Origin of the sequence: Specibacter cremeus (genome assembly GCF_003946885.1) — a bacterium.
GTDB classification, from domain to species: Bacteria; Actinomycetota; Actinomycetes; order Actinomycetales; family Micrococcaceae; genus Specibacter; species Specibacter cremeus.
In genome coordinates this window covers 1-17,000 of the sequence record NZ_RWKQ01000032.1, presented here as the reverse complement: position 1 = coordinate 17,000, position 17,000 = coordinate 1, and the positions used below count along the sequence as shown (strand labels likewise).

The 17,000-nt window shown below is 72.3% G+C and carries 18 protein-coding genes and 1 pseudogene; 12 read left to right on the top strand and 7 right to left on the bottom strand.

Annotation, left to right across the window (positions count from 1 at the left end; genetic code table 11):
* Positions 1–168: 168 nt before the first annotated feature.
* Positions 169–681 (top strand): Lrp/AsnC family transcriptional regulator, encoded by a 513-nt coding sequence (locus EJC77_RS13015; RefSeq protein WP_240630232.1) that lies wholly within the window; start codon positions 169–171, stop codon positions 679–681.
* Positions 678–1,574, top strand: a complete 897-nt coding sequence (locus tag EJC77_RS13010; protein WP_125613286.1) for an alanyl-tRNA editing protein — start codon at positions 678–680, stop codon at positions 1,572–1,574. The genes EJC77_RS13015 and EJC77_RS13010 overlap by 4 nt, the downstream gene beginning before the upstream one ends.
* A 13-nt stretch (positions 1,575–1,587) precedes the next feature.
* Here the strand turns inward: EJC77_RS13010 and EJC77_RS13005 are convergent, their stop codons facing one another.
* Both EJC77_RS13005 and EJC77_RS13000 read right to left on the bottom strand, forming a co-directional pair.
* Positions 1,588–2,874: an ATP-binding protein gene (locus tag EJC77_RS13005; RefSeq protein WP_125613285.1), complete on the bottom strand. Its 1,287-nt coding sequence runs from the start codon at positions 2,872–2,874 to the stop codon at positions 1,588–1,590.
* Between the two features lie 136 nt (positions 2,875–3,010).
* Positions 3,011–4,429, bottom strand: a complete 1,419-nt coding sequence (locus tag EJC77_RS13000; protein ID WP_125613282.1) for an MFS transporter — start codon at positions 4,427–4,429, stop codon at positions 3,011–3,013.
* Between the two features lie 162 nt (positions 4,430–4,591).
* On the opposite strand from EJC77_RS13000, the gene EJC77_RS12995 reads away from it, so the two are divergent.
* A complete protein-coding gene (locus EJC77_RS12995; protein ID WP_240630230.1) occupies positions 4,592–5,221 on the top strand; it encodes a malonic semialdehyde reductase in 630 nt (209 codons plus the stop codon).
* Between the two features lie 161 nt (positions 5,222–5,382).
* Here EJC77_RS12995 and EJC77_RS12990 read toward each other — a convergent pair whose 3' ends face one another.
* Positions 5,383–5,994, bottom strand: coding sequence for a TetR/AcrR family transcriptional regulator C-terminal domain-containing protein (locus EJC77_RS12990; RefSeq protein WP_125613278.1), 612 nt, complete (start codon positions 5,992–5,994; stop codon positions 5,383–5,385).
* A gap of 111 nt (positions 5,995–6,105) precedes the next feature.
* Here EJC77_RS12990 and bioB point away from each other — a divergent pair, with 111 nt between their 5' ends.
* The 5 genes from bioB to bioD are packed head-to-tail and all read left to right on the top strand — an operon-like array spanning position 6,106 to position 11,449.
* A complete protein-coding gene (gene bioB, locus EJC77_RS12985) occupies positions 6,106–7,182 on the top strand; it encodes a biotin synthase BioB (protein ID WP_205787262.1) in 1,077 nt (358 codons plus the stop codon).
* The gene (locus EJC77_RS12980; protein ID WP_125613276.1) at positions 7,175–8,512 is read left to right on the top strand and encodes an adenosylmethionine--8-amino-7-oxononanoate transaminase; all 1,338 of its coding nucleotides are present in this window, start codon (positions 7,175–7,177) and stop codon (positions 8,510–8,512) included. Before bioB ends, EJC77_RS12980 begins: the two co-directional genes overlap by 8 nt.
* On the top strand, positions 8,512–9,657 hold the full coding sequence (locus tag EJC77_RS12975; RefSeq protein WP_125613274.1) for an 8-amino-7-oxononanoate synthase: 1,146 nt from the start codon (positions 8,512–8,514) through the stop codon (positions 9,655–9,657). The genes EJC77_RS12980 and EJC77_RS12975 overlap by 1 nt, the downstream gene beginning before the upstream one ends.
* Positions 9,654–10,739, top strand: a complete 1,086-nt coding sequence (locus EJC77_RS12970) for a cytochrome P450 (protein WP_240630228.1) — start codon at positions 9,654–9,656, stop codon at positions 10,737–10,739. Before EJC77_RS12975 ends, EJC77_RS12970 begins: the two co-directional genes overlap by 4 nt.
* Positions 10,736–11,449 carry a dethiobiotin synthase gene (gene bioD, locus EJC77_RS12965; protein WP_125613272.1) on the top strand — a complete coding sequence of 238 codons (714 nt, stop codon included), beginning with the start codon at positions 10,736–10,738 and terminating at the stop codon, positions 11,447–11,449. The genes EJC77_RS12970 and bioD overlap by 4 nt, the downstream gene beginning before the upstream one ends.
* 1 nt (position 11,450) lies before the next feature.
* Here the strand turns inward: bioD and EJC77_RS12960 are convergent, their stop codons facing one another.
* Positions 11,451–12,014 carry a dihydrofolate reductase family protein gene (locus EJC77_RS12960; protein ID WP_240630226.1) on the bottom strand — a complete coding sequence of 188 codons (564 nt, stop codon included), beginning with the start codon at positions 12,012–12,014 and terminating at the stop codon, positions 11,451–11,453.
* Positions 12,015–12,167: 153 nt separating this feature from the next.
* Positions 12,168–12,359, bottom strand: a complete 192-nt coding sequence (locus EJC77_RS12955) for a hypothetical protein (protein WP_125613268.1) — start codon at positions 12,357–12,359, stop codon at positions 12,168–12,170.
* A gap of 173 nt (positions 12,360–12,532) precedes the next feature.
* Here EJC77_RS12955 and EJC77_RS12950 point away from each other — a divergent pair, with 173 nt between their 5' ends.
* The 3 genes and pseudogenes from EJC77_RS12950 to EJC77_RS12945 all read left to right on the top strand — a co-directional run bounded on the left by EJC77_RS12950 (position 12,533) and on the right by EJC77_RS12945 (position 14,922).
* Positions 12,533–13,312: a LamB/YcsF family protein gene (locus tag EJC77_RS12950; RefSeq protein WP_125613266.1), complete on the top strand. Its 780-nt coding sequence runs from the start codon at positions 12,533–12,535 to the stop codon at positions 13,310–13,312.
* A 36-nt stretch (positions 13,313–13,348) separates the two neighbouring features.
* A pseudogene (locus EJC77_RS21585) lies at positions 13,349–13,869 on the top strand (carboxyltransferase domain-containing protein); the annotation flags it as partial.
* Between the two features lie 27 nt (positions 13,870–13,896).
* Entirely contained in the window at positions 13,897–14,922 is a 1,026-nt protein-coding gene (locus EJC77_RS12945; protein ID WP_420820317.1) for a 5-oxoprolinase subunit C family protein, read from the top strand.
* 68 nt (positions 14,923–14,990) lie between these two features.
* Here the strand turns inward: EJC77_RS12945 and EJC77_RS12940 are convergent, their stop codons facing one another.
* Positions 14,991–15,470, bottom strand: a complete 480-nt coding sequence (locus EJC77_RS12940; RefSeq protein WP_125613264.1) for an SRPBCC family protein — start codon at positions 15,468–15,470, stop codon at positions 14,991–14,993.
* Positions 15,467–15,802, bottom strand: a complete 336-nt coding sequence (locus EJC77_RS12935; RefSeq protein ID WP_125613262.1) for an ArsR/SmtB family transcription factor — start codon at positions 15,800–15,802, stop codon at positions 15,467–15,469. Before EJC77_RS12935 ends, EJC77_RS12940 begins: the two co-directional genes overlap by 4 nt.
* Before the next feature lie 109 nt (positions 15,803–15,911).
* Here EJC77_RS12935 and EJC77_RS12930 point away from each other — a divergent pair, with 109 nt between their 5' ends.
* Positions 15,912–16,910: a malate dehydrogenase gene (locus EJC77_RS12930; RefSeq protein ID WP_125613260.1), complete on the top strand. Its 999-nt coding sequence runs from the start codon at positions 15,912–15,914 to the stop codon at positions 16,908–16,910.
* The last annotated feature ends 90 nt before the right edge of the window (positions 16,911–17,000 follow it).

Sequence of the window (17,000 nt, the reverse complement as noted above, 5' to 3'; positions counted from 1 at the left end):
GGGTCCTCCGGGGGTCGATGCCGCGTCGAAGCGGTGTTCATGGAAGGCGCGGAAATCACGCAAATTCACCTCAAGGATGCCGTCATTGCACGTGGTGATCGACCACTCGCGGAACAATGTGCCAGAATGATCAAATCCCGTGCCCCAACCAGTCCCGGAGTGAGCTTCGTGAGCACCCTCGACCCCCTCGACGTCCGCCTCGTGCTGGCCCTGATCGACGACCCCCGGGCCCAGGTCAGCGAGCTGGCCGAGCTGCTCGGCGTGGCCCGCAACACGGTGCAGTCGCACCTGCGCCGGCTGCAGCGCGGCGGGGTGCTGCGCAACGGCGGACGGGACGTGGACCTGGCCGCCGTCGGCTATGACGTCGTGGCGTTCATCACCGTCGAGGTCACCCACCGCGACCTGGACGGCGTCATCGCCGCGCTGCGCGCGGTCCCGCAGGTCCTTGAGGTGTTCGAGATCTCCGGCCGCGGCGACGTCTGGTGCCGGGTGGCCGCCCGCGACGTCCACCACCTGCAGGTCGCGCTGCGGCAGATCCTGCGCATCAAGGGCGTCATCCGCACCGAGACGTCGCTCGGGCTGCACGAACACATCCCGTACCGGCTCCAGCCTCTGCTCGAGGGGCTGCCGGGGGCCGGCCGGTCCGGGCAGGGCCCGGCGCCCTCTAGGCTGTTGCCATGACACTCCCCCGCATCGACACACTCGTCAGCTACCCCGGGCAGGCCCTGTCGGGCACCGGCACGGTCCTGCACGTCGACGGCAATGTCGCGACCCACGACGGACAAAAAGTCGTCCTGGTCGATGCGACGCCGTTCCACCCCGTTGACGCGGGCTGGCCCGACCAGGGCCCGGACACCGGCACGCTGTCCACGGACACGGACACCTGGCCGGTGCTCGATTGCGTCGTGGCCGCCACCGACGGCGCCGCCCTGCACCTCGGCGCCGACATCCCCGTGCGCAAGGGCACCGACGGGTGGGCGTTCGTCGTAGCGCATCTGCTGCCCGGCGATGCGGCCGTCACCGAGGGCGCCGCCGTCGCGCTCCGGGTCGATGCCGAAAGGCGGCGGGCCCTGAGCCTGGGCCACACCGGCTGCCACCTGGCGTCGCTGGCACTGAACCGGGCGCTGGCGCCGCGGTGGACAAAGGAGACCCGCGCCGATGCGCTCGGCGCACCCGATTTCGACGGCGCCGCGATCGCGTCCTCGACCATCACCGAGTTCGGCGCGGTGGACGTGTACCGGCTGAACAAGTCACTGCGCCGCAAGGGATTCGGCGCGGACTGGCTCACCGGCGGCGGGCTCGACGACGGCCTGGCCGGGCTGGCTGCCGACGTGAACGCCACGCTGGCCGAGTGGGTCGCAACCGGGGCGCCAGTCCGGGTCGACTGCGACGGCCCGGCGCTGACCGATCGGCGCTACTGGGTGGCCGGGCTGCCCGGGGGCGCGGCGTCCATCCCCTGTGGTGGCACGCATGCGGCATCCCTGGCGGAGCTGGCCGGGCTGCGCGCGGACTTCACCCTCGGCGAGGCGGACGGCACCATGACGCTCACCATGACGACGCGCTGCGAGCCCTAGACACCTAGCGCCGCTACGTCCGGGCCAGCAGGTCGATGTCCTCCAGGAACGCCTGCCGGACCGCGTCGCTGACCGTGGCGCGCGTGTCCGCGATGGTGTCCAGGTAGTCGGCGGTGACCGGGCCACGGCGGTCGGCGACGGGCACGTCGTCGTAGATGGCCTTCTCCAGCGCCCGCTGGGAGGCGCTGCGGGCGGCGAACTCGATGTCCGCCGGCGAGAAGCCCTCGCTGGCGCCGACAAGCTCCGGCACGTCGACGCCGTCGATCACGGCGGCCGGGATGAAACGCCCCCACATGGCCGTGCGGGCCTCGGAATCGGGCAGGCCGATCGGGATGACATAGTCGAACCGGCCGTGGCGCAGGAACGCCTTGTCCAGGGAGCGGATGAAGTTCGTGGCGCACACCAGCAGCCGGCCGGGCTGGTCGCGGAACGCCGGGATGATCTTCAGCAGCTCGTTGGTCACGCCCTGCAGCGGTGACGGCGGCTCGCCGGAACGCTTCGAGGCGATCTCCTCGACCTCGTCGATGAACACGACGGCATGCTCCAGCTCGGCGATGTCCAGGAACGTCTGGCGCAGCGCGCCCGCCAGCCCGGCCGGGTCCGCGGCCAGCCGGGACGGGAACACCTCCACGAACGGCCACTCCAGCCGGGACGCGATGGCCTTCGCGAACGTGGTCTTGCCCGTGCCGGGCGGGCCGAACAGCACGACGGCGCGCGGCGGCACGACGCCGAACTCCTCGGCCAGCTCCGCCTCCGCCAGCGGCAGCACGAGCCGGCGCTCCAGCAGTTCCTTCTCCGCCGCCATGCCGGCCACCCGGTCCCACAGGTCGCGGGGCAGCAGCCGGCCGCCGAGTTCCTCCAGCGCCCCGAGCTCGGCCCGCTGGACGGGGATGCGGCGCTCGAAGTAGCGCAGGTTCTTCTTCACGGCGAAGCCGCGGTTCGTGAACGCCTCCACCCGGGTCTCCGTCTCCGGCATGAGCGCGGAGAGCTTGTTCAGCCCATAGTGGGCCATGCGGTTCTCGACGGCGGCGAGCAGCGACGTGCCGATGCCGCGGCCGCGGAAGTCCGGCAGCGTGGACAGGAACACGATCCAGCCCTGGTCGTGGGCGGCGCGGGCGACGGCGGCGCCCACCACCTGCTCACCGTGCACGGCGACGACGGCGTGGTCCTTCTCGCACGAGGCCAGCACCTCGGACAGGTCGTAGACGGGATCGAGGCCGGCGGCGCGCAGCGACAGCCACAGCGCCAGGATCCCCTCCACGTCCTGCGAGTGGAAGTCACGGATTTTCCACGGTGTCATGCGCCAGCGCTCCCTTGCGTTGCTCCCTGTGCCCGGTGCCCGGTGCCTGCATCATGGCATGGTCGGCCCCGCCGCAGGAAATGTGCGTAGGAAATATGTCGTGCCGGCAACCCGTCAGGCTGCGCCATCCCGCGGTTCAGCGGGCGCGCACCCCGTCGCCCGCCAGCTTCGGCATGACGACAGCCTCGAACACCGGGTAGAGCATGAGCACGGCCAGCACGGCGAACGTCCACTGGTAGCTGACCACCACGGGCGCCCCCGGTACGGTCCCAGCCAGCAGCGCGTCGGCGGCGCGCAGGATCAGCGCCCCCACGGCCACGCCCAGGCCGGTCGCCACCTGGGCGATGGTGGAGGACAGGGTGTTGGCGCCGGACATGCGCGCCTGCGGCACGTCAGCGAACTGCAGCGTGTTGTAGGCGCTGAACCCGACGGACCGGAGCACGCCACTGGCAAACAGGACGGCGGCAATCACGGCCGGCGGCGTCGCCGGACCCAGCAACCCGCACGCGGCCAGCACGACGGCCCCGCCGGCATTGCTGATCAACAGCACGCCGCGGAAGCCGAGGCGGCGGATCAGCGGCGTCGTGGCCGGCTTGATCAGCACGTTGCCGGCGAACACGGCCATGGTCATCAACCCCGCCTCGGCCGCGGTCCAGCCAAATCCGAGCTGGAACATCAGCGGCAGCAGGAATGGCACGGCGTTGATGACCAGCCGGTACAGGCCGCCGCCTGCATTGCCCACGCGGAACGTGGGGATGCGCAGGGCACGCAGGTCCAGCAGCGGATGGCGCGAGTGCCGGAACCAGGCCAGCATGGTGCCACCGGCCAGGATGGCCACCGCAAACCAGAGCACGACGACGGCCCACCGGGTGGGTGACGAGCCGATCCGGTCCATGCCCACCACCAGGGCCGCCAGGGCAATGCCGCACAGCGCGAAGCCGACCCAGTCCGGTGGCGGCACGCGGCGTGCCCGAACGGTGGGAACGACCCGCGTGGCGACGACGATGGCAACCACACCCAGGGGGACGTTGATCAGGAAAATCCAGTGCCAGCTGGCATAGGTGGTGAGCAGGCCGCCCAGCGCCGGGGCGATGACCGGGGCCACCAGGGCCGGCCAGGTCAGGTAGGCGATGGCCTCCAGGAATTGCTTGCGGTCGGCGTCGCGCAGCACCACCAGCCGGCCCACCGGGACCATCATGGCGCCGCCCAGGCCCTGCAACATCCGGGCCAGGCACAGCAGCAATAGGTTGGGGCTCACGGCGCACAGCAGGGACGCGACGGTGAACACGGCGATGGCGAGCGTGAAGACCTTCCTGGCGCCGAAGCGTTCGGCCAGCCAGCCGCTGATGGGGATGCCCACGGCCAGCGTGATCAGGTAGGACGTCATGGCGGCGTTGATGTCCACCGGGCGCACATGCAGGTCCACGGCCATGCCGGCGGCCGCCGTGGCGATGATGGTGCCGTCGAGGATCTCCATGAAGTACGTGCCGGCGACCAACAGCGCCAAGGTGCGGCTGAAGGACGAGGTGTCCGCCGCCGTCGTTGTTCTGGTCATCACCGCCACAGCCTACGGCAGCACGGCGGCGCGGATCCGTCCCGTACCACCGGCCGTCCGGGCGACGTGAGGCATGTCACGTCGATTCGGGAAACAATTTGCGCCCGCGCCACGCTGACTATAGGTGGAAATATACATACGCATGAAGAAAGCGGGCACCGCGTGAGCGTCGATCTGGCCACCGAAATCAACCTTCAGGACGAACTGATCCTCGACCCGGACGCCGCCGCGGCCCTGTTCCTCGAGGCGCGCACCGCCAACTCCTTCGCTCCTGACGAGATCTCAGAGGCGACCTTGCAGGCCGTGTACACGCTGACGAGGATGGGCCCGACGGCCATGAACATCCAGCCGTTGCGGATCACCTGGGTGCGCTCGGCCGAGGCCCGCGAGCGCCTGGTCGCCCACATGAACGACGGCAACAAGGACAAGACGCTGGCCGCCCCCATGGTCGCACTGCTCAGCTACGACACCGACTGGCACGAGCTGCTCGGCTCGACGGCCCCGCACGCGGCCGGCATGGCACCGATGTTCGCCGAGAACGTCGAGGGCCGGCTGGCCATGGCCGCGAACAACGCGCACCTGCAGGCCGGCTACTTCGTGGTCGCCGCCCGCTCCGCCGGCCTGGCCGCCGGCCCGATGACCGGTTTCGACAACGCCGGGATGGATGCCGAGTTCAACGCCGGCTCCACCCACAAGTCCTTCATGGTCGTGAACCTGGGCAAGCCGAACGGCGTCATCGACCGCCCGCGCCTGCACCGGCTCGACTTCGACGTGGCCACCGCCACGCTGTAGCCCCGACCCGGCAATTGAGCCCGTTCGGTGATTGAGCCCGTCGAAATCGAGGGCCTCGATGCACGACCACCGATCCGCCCCGCCTCCGTGACCCGGACGGCGGGGCTTTTCCTTGTTCGCGGCCCGTTGCCGCGGGTCTCGACGGGCTCGACCACCGCGGGTCAGGCCGGGCTCGCGGAGAGCCCGGCCAATCCGGCCAGGACGATGTCCACGCCGAACCGGAAGGCCTCGTCGCCGCCGGGCTCCCCGGAGCCGGCTCCCCTGCCGCCGGCTTCCCTGTCTCCGGCCAGGAGGCCGGCCGCGGCGAGCTCGGCATGGGTCTGTTCCTCGGCCACGGCCCCGAGGATGTAGTGCGTCAGCGTCCGGGCGCCCCAGCGGGCCTGGCGTTCGCCGAGGCCGGAATCGGCCAACAGCGACCGCAGCGCGGTGAGCGGGGCTAACGATTCCGGCGTCAGCGCCTGTGCCAGCGAGACGACGTCGGCGCCGTCGCGCACCGACAACAGGGCCGTACGGATGTCAGCGGCCACACGCCGCACTGCGCCCAAGCCATCCGAAGCACCGGGCCCCACGCCACCGGCGGGCAGCGGCACGCCGGCGAGGATCCGGCCGGCCAGCACGCCGAGCAATTCCTGCTTGTTCTTCACATGCCAGTACAGCGCGCCCGGCTGGACGCCCAGGTCACGGGCCAGGCGTCGCATGGACAGGTCGGCCAGCCCGAAATCGCGCAGGATGGCCAGCGCGGCGCCCACCACCTGCTCCCGTGTCAACGGCATGCTCCCAACCCCTCCCCGCGCCTGCGGCGCACCTCCATCTTGCCCCATGGCCGGGCCGCACGTTCACACCCGGCGATTGACAGTCCGGCGCCGGCTTCCCATACTTGAACGGTGTTCAATTATTTTGACGACCTGGCCACCCGGCAGCGCTCCGGTGGCACCCTGACCCGCGCCGAGGCGCTCTCCGTGCTCCAATCAAGCGACGACCGGCTGCTCGACGTCGTCGCGGCCGCCGCCCGCCTGCGCCGCGCCCACTTCGGCAACACCGTCAAGGTCAACTACCTGGTCAACCTGAAATCCGGCCTGTGCCCGGAGGACTGCACCTACTGTTCGCAACGCCTCGGCTCGGCCGCGCAGATCCTCAAATACACGTGGCTGAAGCCCGAGGAGGCGGTGGCCCAGGCGGCCACCGGCATCCGTGCCGGCGCGTCGCGGGTGTGCCTGGTGGCCAGCGGCCGCGGCCCCACCGACCGGGACGTGGAGCGCGTGGCGTCCATGGTGGACGGGCTCAAGGACGAGCACCCCGGCGTGGAGGTCTGCGCGTGCCTGGGCCTGCTCAAGGACGGCCAGGCGCAGCGGCTCAAGCGTGCCGGCGTCGACGCGTACAACCACAACCTGAACACCAGCGAGGACAACTACGCGGACATCTGCTCGACGCACGAGTACACGGACCGTGTGGACACCGTGGAGCGGGCCAGGGACGCGGGCCTGTCCCCCTGTTCCGGCCTGATCGTGGGCCTGGGCGAAACCGATGACGACCTGGTCGACGCCGTCTTCGCGCTCCGCGAGCTGGCCGCCGACTCGATTCCGGTCAACTTCCTCATGCCGTTCGACGGCACGCCACTGGAGGGCACCTGGCTGCTCACCCCCGCCCGCTGCCTGCGCATCCTGGCCATGATCCGCTTCGCCTGCCCCGACGCCGAGCTGCGCATGGCCGGCGGTCGCGAGATGCACCTGCGCACGCTCCAGCCGCTGGCCCTGCACGTGGCCAATTCGCTGTTCCTGGGCGACTACCTCACCAGCGAGGGGCAGGAGGCGGACGCCGACCTGGCCATGATCGCCGACAACGGCTTCACCGTGCTGGGCAAGGACAGGCTCGGCCAGAGGGACGACGGCGGATCGCGGCCCGGTGCCCCCGTCGCCATCCGGCGCCGCGGCGCCGGCACGGCCGTGGCCCCGAATGTGTAGCGCCACGCTCGCGGCGCGCGGCAACCTTATCGGGCGCGATCAGGGGCTCCTCTGGCACCCGTACGCCCCGCTGGACGGGGACGCCCCCTACGCGGTGACGTCGGCGGAGGGGACACGGCTGCGCCTGGCCGCGGCGGACGGTTCCGGCTTCGAGGCCGTCGACGCCATGAGCTCGTGGTGGTCGGCCGTCCACGGCTACCGGCACCCGGTGCTGGACCGGGCACTGCTGGGGCAGGCCGCCCGGTTCAGCCATGTCATGTTCGGCGGGCTGACCCACGAGCCGGCCGTGGTGTTGGCCGAGCAGCTGACGGCGTTGGCCCCGGCCGGGTTGGCGCACGTCTTCCTCGCGGACTCGGGGTCCGTGTCGGTGGAGGTGGCCATGAAACTGGCCGTGCAGTACCAGCGGGCCACGGGCCACCCCGGCCGGACCGGCTTCCTGGCGCTGCGCGGCGGCTACCACGGGGACACGTTCGCGGCGATGAGCGTTTGCGACCCCGTCGACGGCATGCACGCCGAATTCCCCTCGCTGGTGGCCGAACAGCGGTTCCTGCCCCGACCGCCCGCCGCCCGGCTCGTAAACGGCCGGCTCGTCGCCGACGCGCGGGAGGTCACCGCCTGGGTCGACGTCCTGGAGCGGACGGTGGCCCGGCACGCCGGCGCCCTGGCCGCGATCATCGCCGAGCCCGTCCTGCAGGGCGCCGGCGGCATGCACGTGTACGCCCCGGAGTGCCTGGCCGCGGCCGCGCGGGTGGCGCGCGAGCACGGCCTGCTGCTCATCCTGGACGAGATCGCCACCGGCTTCGGCCGGACGGGCCGGCTGTTCGCCGCGGAGTGGGCGGCCGTGGCGCCGGACATCATGTGCGTGGGCAAGGCCCTGACGGGCGGGTACCTGACGCTGGCGGCGATGCTGTGCACCTCCGCCGTCGCCGACGCCGTCACCGGATCGCCGCTGCGCGCCCTGCTGCACGGGCCCACGTTCATGGGCAATCCGCTGGCCTGCGCCGTCGCGTCCGCGTCGCTGGGCCTGCTGGCAGAGGTCCCCTGGCGAGGGCAGGTGGCGACCATCGAAGCCGGGCTGGCCGATTCGCTGGCCCCGGCCGCGGGCCTGTCCTGTGTGCGCGACGTGCGCGTGCTCGGCGCCGTCGGCGTCGTCGAGCTCAAGGGGCCCGTCGATGTCCCGGCGCTCACTCGCGCCGCGCTGGAACGTGGTGTGTGGGTGCGCCCGTTCCGCAATCTCGTCTACACCATGCCGCCCTACATCAGCAGCGCCGACGACGTCGCCCGCATCGGCGCGGGCATCTGCGCCGCGGTCGAGGCGGTGCACGGCTGATGGCCGGCACTCCCCCGTCCGCCCTGGACGCGTGGCTGGATTCGCGTGCGCGGGTGCGCCGCCGGCGCGGGCTGGTCCGCGCGGCGACACCCCCCGATTCCGCACGGCCCCTGCTGGATCTGGCGTCCAACGACTACCTGGGCCTGTCCGCCGATCCGCGTCTCATCGACGCGGCCGTCGGCGCCCTCCGCCGGCACGGCGCCGGCGCCCGGGCGTCTCGGGTGGTTTGCGGCACGACGGCGGCGCATGCGGACCTGGAGGAGCAGCTGTGCACGCTCACCGGCCAGCCGGCCGCGCTGGTGTTCTCCAGCGGGTACGCGGCCAATCTTGGCGTGCTCACGGCGCTGGGCGGGCCGGGGACGCTGCTGGTCCTCGACGCCCATGTTCATGCCTCGCTCATCGACGCCGCCCGGCTGTCCCGGTCCCCCGTGCAGGCCGTGCCGCACAATGACATCGGGGCGGTCCGTGCGGCCCTGGCCGGGCGCGCCCAGCCGCGTGCCGTCGTCGTCGTCGAGTCCATCTATTCGGTGCTGGGCGACGCGGCGGACCTGCCCGCGTTGGCCGCGGTGTGCGCCGAGCATGATGCGTTGCTGCTCGTCGACGAGGCGCACGGCATCGGCGTGGCCGGGCACGGGCGCGGGGCCGTCTATGCGGCGGGCCTGTCCGGGAGCCCGCATGTGGCGCTCACGGCCACGTTGTCAAAGGCGCTGGGCTCGCAGGGCGGCGCCGTGCTGGGCTCGGCCGGGCTGCGCGAACACCTGGTGAACACCGCCCGGACGTTCATCTTCGACACCGGCCTGGCACCGGCGTCGGCGGCCGCGGCGGCACAGGCCTGCCGGATCGTGCTGGCCGAGCCCGCGCTGGCCGGGCGCGTCCTGGCCAATGCCGGGGTGTTGGCCGCCGGCTGCGGGGTCCTCCCGGCGGCCGGCGCCGTGCAGTCCGTTCCGGTCCATTCGGCGGGCACGGCGCTGGAGTTGGCGGCCGCCCTCCACGACGCGGGCGTCCTGGTGGGCTGCTTCCGGCCGCCCAGCGTGCCCGACGGCGTGTCCCGGCTGCGGCTCACCGCCCGGGCGGACCTCACGACGGCGGACGTGCGCCGTGCGGCCGCGCTGGTGGCTGACGCCATCGGGGTGGCGGCGCCGTGACTGACGCAATGACACCCACGGCGCCGTATACCGTGGTCGGTGAGCCGGACGCCGTCCGGGAGGTCATGCGCCGCAGCGACGACTTCGCCCCGACGAACGCCCTGACCTCGGTGGTGCCGCTGGCCCCGCCCGCCCTGCGCATCCTCAGCCGGGCCCGGTTTGCGCTGCCACCCGTGCTGGCCTCGGCGACGGGCGCCCGGCACCGTGCCGTCCGCAAGCTGGTGGGGGCGTTCTTCACGCCCGCGAAGGTCGCCCGGATCGCCCCGCAGGTGCGCGAGCTGGCCCGTGAGCGGCTGACCGGGCTTGAGGCGGCGCTGGCCGTGGGCCCCGTGGACCTGGTCCGGGCCGTGGCCGCACCGATCCCGCCGATCATCATGGCCGCGTTGACGGGCCAGCCCAACCCGGAGCTGGACGTCCTGAAGCGCTGGAGCCGGGATTCGCTGGAACTGTTCTGGGGTTGGCCGGACACCGAACGCCAGGTGGAGCTTGCCCGCAGCGCCGCCGAATTCCACCTCTGGTTGCGCGGGGAAGTGCTGGCAAGCCGGGGGCGCGATTCCCTGTTCGGCGTGCTGCATGGCGCCGGATTGACAACCGAGGAGGTCTGCTCGCTGGGCTACTTCCTGGTGATCGCGGGCCAGGAGACCACGTCGCAGCTGATCAGCACCGCCCTGTTCCGTGGACTTGCGGACGCCGGGTGGCCCGGCCTGGCCGATCCTGCCGCCGCCACCGCCCACGTCCGGCACGTGCTGGCCACGGAATCCTCCGTACACACATGGCGGCGGCAGGCGGTGCGCGAGACCGTACTGGACGGGACGGCGCTGCCGGCCGGCGCCGAAATCCTGCTCGAGCTCAGCGGACGCCACGGCGAGGACGCCGGGCCGACCGCGTATTCGCTCGCGTTCGGCCACGGCCTGCACCGCTGCCTGGGCGCCAAACTGGCGGAGCTGGAGACGGCGCTCGTCGTGGCCGAAACCGCCGCCGCATACCCGGACCTGCACCCCGCCGGCCCCGCACCCGACTGGCTGCGGCTGCTGTCGTTCCAGGCCCCGACCACCGTCCTGGCCGCCAGGGGCCCGCGATGACCGCCTGGGTCGCGGCCCTGCCGGCGGTGACGTTCATCACCGGAACCGATACGGACGTGGGCAAGACGGTGACGACGGCGGCCCTCGCCGCGGTGTTGTCGGCCGGCGGTTCCCGCGTGGCCGTCTACAAGCCGGCGCAGACCGGCGTGGGCCCGGCCGATCCCGGCGACATGGGCGAGGTCCGGCGGCTGGCCGGCGTCACCTCCGTCCATGAGGGGGTGCGGCTGCGCGAACCCATGGCCCCGGCAGCCGCCGCCACCGCCGAACGGGCCGCACTGCCGCCGCTGGCCTGGCACGTCGCACGCATCCGCGCGCTGGCGGCGGCGCATGACACGGTCCTGGTGGAGGGCGCCGGCGGGCTGCTCGTGGCGTTGGACGGCGCCGGGCACACGATCGCGGACCTCGCCGCGCACTTCCCCGACGCGGCCACCGTGGTGGTGTGCCGGAGTGCGCTCGGCACGCTGAATCACACCCTGCTGACATTGGAGGCGCTGCGAACCCGCGGCCTGCGCGTCGGCGGGGTCGTGGTCGGGGCATGGCCGGCGCGCCCCTCGGCGGTGGAACGCTCGAACCTGGCCCATTTCAATTCCCTGGACGTCCCGGTGCTGGGCCGTCTGCCCGAGCACGCCGCGCGGCTCCCGCCCGGCGACTTCCGCCATCGTTCCCGCTCTTGGCTGGTCCCGGGCGTGGAGGCATTGCTGTCCCCGTGACTCACACCGGGGTGTACGTGGCAATGACGACGCCGGTGGTCGTCACCACGGAATCCTCCAGCCGCAGCGCGGTGCGGGCCAGCTCGTCCGTGAACAACTTGCGCCCCTCGCCCAGCACCAGGGGGTGGATCGAGAGCGTCATGGTGTCGACCAGCCCCGCGCGCAGGAGCGTCTGCAACAGGTCCCCGCTGCCGAGCACCACCAGGTCCGGTCCGTCGGTCTGCTTCAGCGCGGCGACGGACTGCGCCGCATCCCCGGCCAGCAGCACGGAGTTCTGCCAGCCGAGGGGTTCGACGAGCGTGCGGGACGCGACGAACTTGCGCACCCGGTCGAGCAGCTCCGAGAACGGGTTGCCCGGCTGGTTGGGCCAGACGCGGGAGAAGTCCTCCCACGTGCGCCGGCCGAACAGCAGGTCCGCCCCGCTGGCCATGCCCTTGGCCATGTACTCGCCCATGACCGGGTCGTTGTACGGGCCCGCCCACCCGCCGTGGCCGAAGCCGCCCCGGGTGTCCTCGTCGGGCCGGCCCGGGGCCTGCATGACGCCGTCGAGCGTCACATTGTTCACTACCGAGAGTTTCCGCATGGCCTGCCCCGTCCCTCGACACTACTGTCCCGACACTTCTGTCCCGATCCACAGTTGCCCCAGTCCACGGTACGCGCGTACTGGACTCCTGCGAAGGGTTTCCGCGCGAACGGGCTGCTACCGGCCGGCCGGCAGCTACGAAACCTTGGACCGCTTGGCGCGGGCCTGCACGGCGCCGGCCGGAACCGATGCGTCGACGGGCCGGTCATGTTGCGCGGCCCGTTCGCGGGCGCGGCCACGGGAGGCACCGATCATGAAGGCGACGATGCCCAGCACAATGACCACCCACGCCGCAACAAGGATGAGGAGCACCGACCACCAAGGCATATAGAAGTCCCCCCTGGAACTTTAAATTGAGACCCCAACACCGTCAATGCTACCGGACGTCTTCGTTCGAACACGCGATTCCGGGCGGGTCGGGTGGCGGGGTGGCAGACTGGGAGTCCGGCGGGGCCCCGCGGCACGCCGCCACACCGGGGAAGGGATGAGGCACGCCAACCATGCAACTGGACAGCAACAACCGGAACACCATTGACCTGAACAGCGATGTGGGCGAGTCGTTCGGGCCTTGGACGTTCGGCGACGACGCCCGGATCATGGCGTCGGTCACGAGCGTGAACGTCGCGTGCGGCTTCCACGCCGGGGATCCGAGCACCATCCGGGCCACGTGCGCGGCGGCGGCCCGGGGCGGCCTCGCAGTCGGCGCCCACCCCGGCTACCGGGACCTGGCCGGGTTCGGCCGCCGGTTCATCGACTGTGACCCGGCCGGGCTGACCGACGACCTCGTGTACCAGATCGGGGCGCTGCAGGCGCTGGCCCGGGCCGAGGGCACGGCCGTGACGCACGTGAAACCGCACGGGGCCCTGTACAACGCGATCGTCCACCACGAGCCGCAGGCCCGTGCCGTCGCGGCGGCCGTGCTGGCCGTCGATCCCCGTCTGCCGCTGGTGGTGTTGCCGGGCAGCGTGATCGAGCGGGTGGCCCATGAGGCCGGGCTGGCGACGGTGGGTGAGGCGTTCGCGGACCGGGCCTACAACCCGGATGGCACGCTCGTGGCCCGAGGCACCCCGGGCGCCGTGCTGACCGACGTGCGCGCCGTCGTCGACCAGGCCCTGCGGCTTGCCGTCCGCCGGCAGGTCACGGCCCGGGACGGCAGCGCCGTGGATGTCGACGCGCGCAGCATCTGCGTGCACGGTGACACGCCCGGGGCGGTGGCGATGGCGGCGGCCGTGCGTGCGGCGCTGGACGGCGCCGGCGTCACCGTGGCCCGCTTCGCCTGAGCAGTGACGAACCTGAGCAGTGATGACAGAGCGCCGATGAACAGCGCACGCCCCGTCATCCGCCCGGTCGGCGACCTCGCCTTCCTGGTCGAACTGGCCAACCTCGACGAGGTGCTCGCCTTGCACGCCGTCCTGCTGGCGGCCCCGGACCCGGACCAGGTGGACGTCGTCGCGGCGGCCGGCACCGTATTGGTCAGCGCCGGCTCGCCCGCCGCGCTGCGCCGCATCGCCGGCACCGTCCGCGCCGCCGACCTGACCCGGGCGCCGGAACGGACCGGCGCGCTCGTCACCATCGACGTCGCCTATGACGGGGCGGACCTGGCCGCCGTGGCGCAGCTGGCGGGGGTCGGCGTCGAGAATCTCATCGCCGGCACACGGCCGGCCCGTGGACGGCCGTGTTCGGGGGGTTCGCGCCCGGGTTCATGTACCTCAGCGGCGGCGTCCTCGGCGTCGACGTGCCGCGCCGGGCCACGCCGCGCACGGCGGTGCCCGCCGGGTCGGTGGCCGTTGCCGGCCGCTATTCGGCCGTGTATCCGGGCGTGTCGCCGGGCGGCTGGCAGCTGATCGGTCGCGCGGACGCCCGGATGTGGGACCCCGCGCGGGCCGCCCCGGCCCTGGTACGCCCGGGCGATCGTGTCCGGTTCCGCGCCGTGCGGGATGTCGCCACCGTGACCGCGCCCCCGCCGGCCGCACCGGTGGCCTCCGGCGGCGGCAGCGCCGCCAGCGCTGTCGTGGTCCGCTCCGCCGGGCCGCAGACAACCGTCCAGGACCTGGGCCGGCCCGGGCTGGCCGACCTCGGCGTCACCGCCTCCGGGGCACTGGACCGCGGGGCGCTGCGCCGGGCCAACCGGCTGGTCGGCAACGACGCCGGCGCGGCCACATTCGAGACGGTGCTGGGCGGACTCGTGATCGAGGCCGTGGGGCCGCTGGTCGTCGCCGTCACCGGGGCGGGCGCGACGCTGACGCGCACGACGCCGGACGGAGACGCGGTCGCGGTGCCCACCGACGCGCCCCTCGCCTTGGCGACCGGTGACCGGCTGGCGGTGGCGGCGGGCCCCGGCTTCCGCAATTACGTGGCCGTCCGCGGCGGCCTGGACGTGCCCGCCGTTCTCGGATCCCGGGCCACCGACGTGTTGTCGGGGACGGGCCCGGCGCCGTTGGCGGCCGGCGCCCGGCTGCCCGTGGCCGCGGCCCGGCCGGGCCTTGCGGTCGGGTTCCCCGAGCCGCCGCCTCCCCCGCCGCCGGAGGTGACGGTGCTGCGGTACGTGGCCGGCCCGCGCGACGCCTGGTTCGATGCCGGCACGTCGGGCTTGGCCGGGCGGGACTGGACGGTGGCGCCGGAGTCGAACCGGATCGGACTGCGGCTGGCCGGGCGGCCGCTGCGGCGGGCCAGGGCCGGGGAGCTCCCCAGCGAGGGCACCGTGGCCGGCGCCATCCAGGTTCCGCCGTCGGGGCAGCCGGTGCTGTTCCTGGCCGACCACCCCGTCACGGGCGGCTACCCCGTCGCCGGCGTGGTCGTCTCGGCCGATCTGGGCAAGGCGGCGCAGCTTGCCCCCGGCGCCCGGCTGCGCTTCACCGAAATCCAGCCGCCGCTGAGCCTGCGCTCGTGACGGCGTGCATCCTCCCGAGCCGCCGCGGGACCGGACATGGGCGCCCCGGGCGGCTGGGGTCCCGGTTTCTAGCGCTCCAGCCGGCGGCGCAGCTTCTCCAGGGACGTGCTCCACCCGGACAACGAATCACCGAAGTCGAAGGACTCGGTCTCGAAGTTCTGCCGGATGGTCATGACGGTGACGCCGCCGTCGTCAACCAGGTCCACGTGGATCTCCATGCCGAACGGGAACAGGCCGCCAGCCTCCTCGCGCAGCGAGAAGCCGTTCGGCGGATCCACGCGCGTGAAGCGGCCGACGGACGGGAACTCCTGTCCGGAGTCGTCCATGACCATGGTAGCCGCCCAGGTTCCGCCGACGCGGTGGTCGATCGTGACGGTCTCGCGCGGGGTGTGCAGGTGCTCGGGGCCCCACCACTGGGCCAGCTGGTCGGGGTCGATCCAGGACGCATAGACGAGTTCGCGCGGGGCGTTGAGGCGGCGCACGATGGTCAGCGTGTTGGCGGTCGTTTCGATGCTTTCGCCGGGCAGGGTTGTGGGGGTGTCGCTCATGATTGGTCCTCCTGTTGCATGCGTTCCAGATGCTGTTCCAGCCGGACCAGGCGTTCGTCCCAGAACCGGCGGTATTTCTCCATGTACGCGACGACGTCCCTCAGGGGTGCCGCCTCGAGCCGGCTGGTGCGCCACTGGGCGTTCCGGCTGCGGGAGATGAGCCCGGCCGTTTCCAGCACCTTCAGGTGCCGGGAGATGGCCGGGAGGGAAATGTCGAACGGCTCGGCCAGCTCGGTGACCGTGGCCTCGCCCTCGCTGAGCCGGGCCAGGATGGCCCGCCGCGTGGGATCCGCCAAGGCCCCGAAGATCAGGCTGAGCTGGTCCGTCGCCATTTCGTATTTAACCTATCCGTTATTTAACTGATGCGTTAAATACAATCATCGACGCACGGCCGTGTCAAGGGGTCTGGGGCATTCCGCCGGGCGTGGCTAGACTGGCCGCATGAATGCCGCCGCAGCAAGTTCGCCCGTCACTGTCACCGTCACGGGCGCCGCCGGGCAGATCGGCTACGCCCTGCTGTTCCGCATCGCCTCGGGTGCCATGCTGGGCCCGGATGTCCGTGTCAGGCTGAACCTGTTGGAGATACCGCCGGCGGTCAAGGCCGCCGAGGGAACCGTCCTGGAACTGCTCGACTGCGCCTTCCCGCTGGTGGCCGGCCTGGACGTCTTTGACGACCCGGCACGGGCGTTCGACGGCGCGAACCTGGCCCTGCTGGTGGGCTCCCGGCCCCGCGGCCCAGGCATGGAGCGCGCCGACCTGTTGACGGCCAACGGCGGGATCTTCTCCGTGCAGGGGAAGGCACTCAATGACGGCGCCGCCGATGACGTCCGGGTCGTGGTGGTCGGAAATCCGGCCAACACCAACGCCCTGATCGCATCCGCGCATGCCCCGGACATCCCGGCGTCGCGCTTCACGGCCATGACCCGGCTGGACCACAACCGGGCCGTCGCCCAGCTGGCCGCGAAGACGGCGGCACCCGTGGCGGCCGTGACGAATGTGGCCATCTGGGGCAACCACTCCGCCTCGCAATACCCCGACCTGACGCATGCGCTCGTCGACGGCCGCCCGGCCACAGAACTGGTGGAACGGGATTGGATCGGCGGCGAGTTCATCCCGCGCGTGGCCAACCGCGGCGCCGAGATCATCGCCGCGCGCGGCGCGTCCTCCGCCGCGTCGGCGGCGAACGCGGCGACCGAGCACATGCGCCTGTGGGTGAACGGTACGCCCGACGGAGATTGGACTTCCATGGTCGTCCCGTCCGATGGATCGTACGGGGTACCGGAGGGACTGTTCAGCTCGTTCCCTGTCACGACCGCGGCGGGGACCTACCAGATCGTCCAGGGGCTCGACATCGACGTATTCTCCCGTGCCCGCATCGACGCCTCGGTGGCCGAACTCGTCGAGGAACGCCAGGGCGTCCAGGCGCTGGGCCTGTTCTAGCACCAGTTCTAGGAGGGCGCTGAACAAGGGGCAATTCGGAGGGGCGGGGTTCGCTGTCGTACCCCGTCCGGGCCGTGGGCGGCCCGCTGG

Excerpts from the sequence above, each read along its gene's own strand:
- EJC77_RS12930 (WP_125613260.1), top strand. The coding sequence starts at position 15,912 with ATGAATGCCGCCGCAGCAAGTTCGCCCGTCACTGTCACCGTCACGGGC.
- EJC77_RS12935 (WP_125613262.1), bottom strand. The coding sequence starts at position 15,802 with ATGGCGACGGACCAGCTCAGCCTGATCTTCGGGGCCTTGGCGGATCCC.
- EJC77_RS12950 (WP_125613266.1), top strand. The coding sequence starts at position 12,533 with ATGCAACTGGACAGCAACAACCGGAACACCATTGACCTGAACAGCGAT.
- EJC77_RS12990 (WP_125613278.1), bottom strand. The coding sequence starts at position 5,994 with ATGCCGTTGACACGGGAGCAGGTGGTGGGCGCCGCGCTGGCCATCCTG.
- EJC77_RS13010 (WP_125613286.1), top strand. The coding sequence starts at position 678 with ATGACACTCCCCCGCATCGACACACTCGTCAGCTACCCCGGGCAGGCC.
- bioD (WP_125613272.1), top strand. The coding sequence starts at position 10,736 with ATGACCGCCTGGGTCGCGGCCCTGCCGGCGGTGACGTTCATCACCGGA.
- EJC77_RS12940 (WP_125613264.1), bottom strand. The coding sequence starts at position 15,470 with ATGAGCGACACCCCCACAACCCTGCCCGGCGAAAGCATCGAAACGACC.
- EJC77_RS13000 (WP_125613282.1), bottom strand. The coding sequence starts at position 4,429 with ATGACCAGAACAACGACGGCGGCGGACACCTCGTCCTTCAGCCGCACC.
- EJC77_RS12980 (WP_125613276.1), top strand. The coding sequence starts at position 7,175 with ATGTGTAGCGCCACGCTCGCGGCGCGCGGCAACCTTATCGGGCGCGAT.
- EJC77_RS12945 (WP_420820317.1), top strand. The coding sequence starts at position 13,897 with ATGTGGGACCCCGCGCGGGCCGCCCCGGCCCTGGTACGCCCGGGCGAT.
- EJC77_RS13005 (WP_125613285.1), bottom strand. The coding sequence starts at position 2,874 with ATGACACCGTGGAAAATCCGTGACTTCCACTCGCAGGACGTGGAGGGG.
- EJC77_RS12955 (WP_125613268.1), bottom strand. The coding sequence starts at position 12,359 with ATGCCTTGGTGGTCGGTGCTCCTCATCCTTGTTGCGGCGTGGGTGGTC.
- EJC77_RS12975 (WP_125613274.1), top strand. The coding sequence starts at position 8,512 with ATGGCCGGCACTCCCCCGTCCGCCCTGGACGCGTGGCTGGATTCGCGT.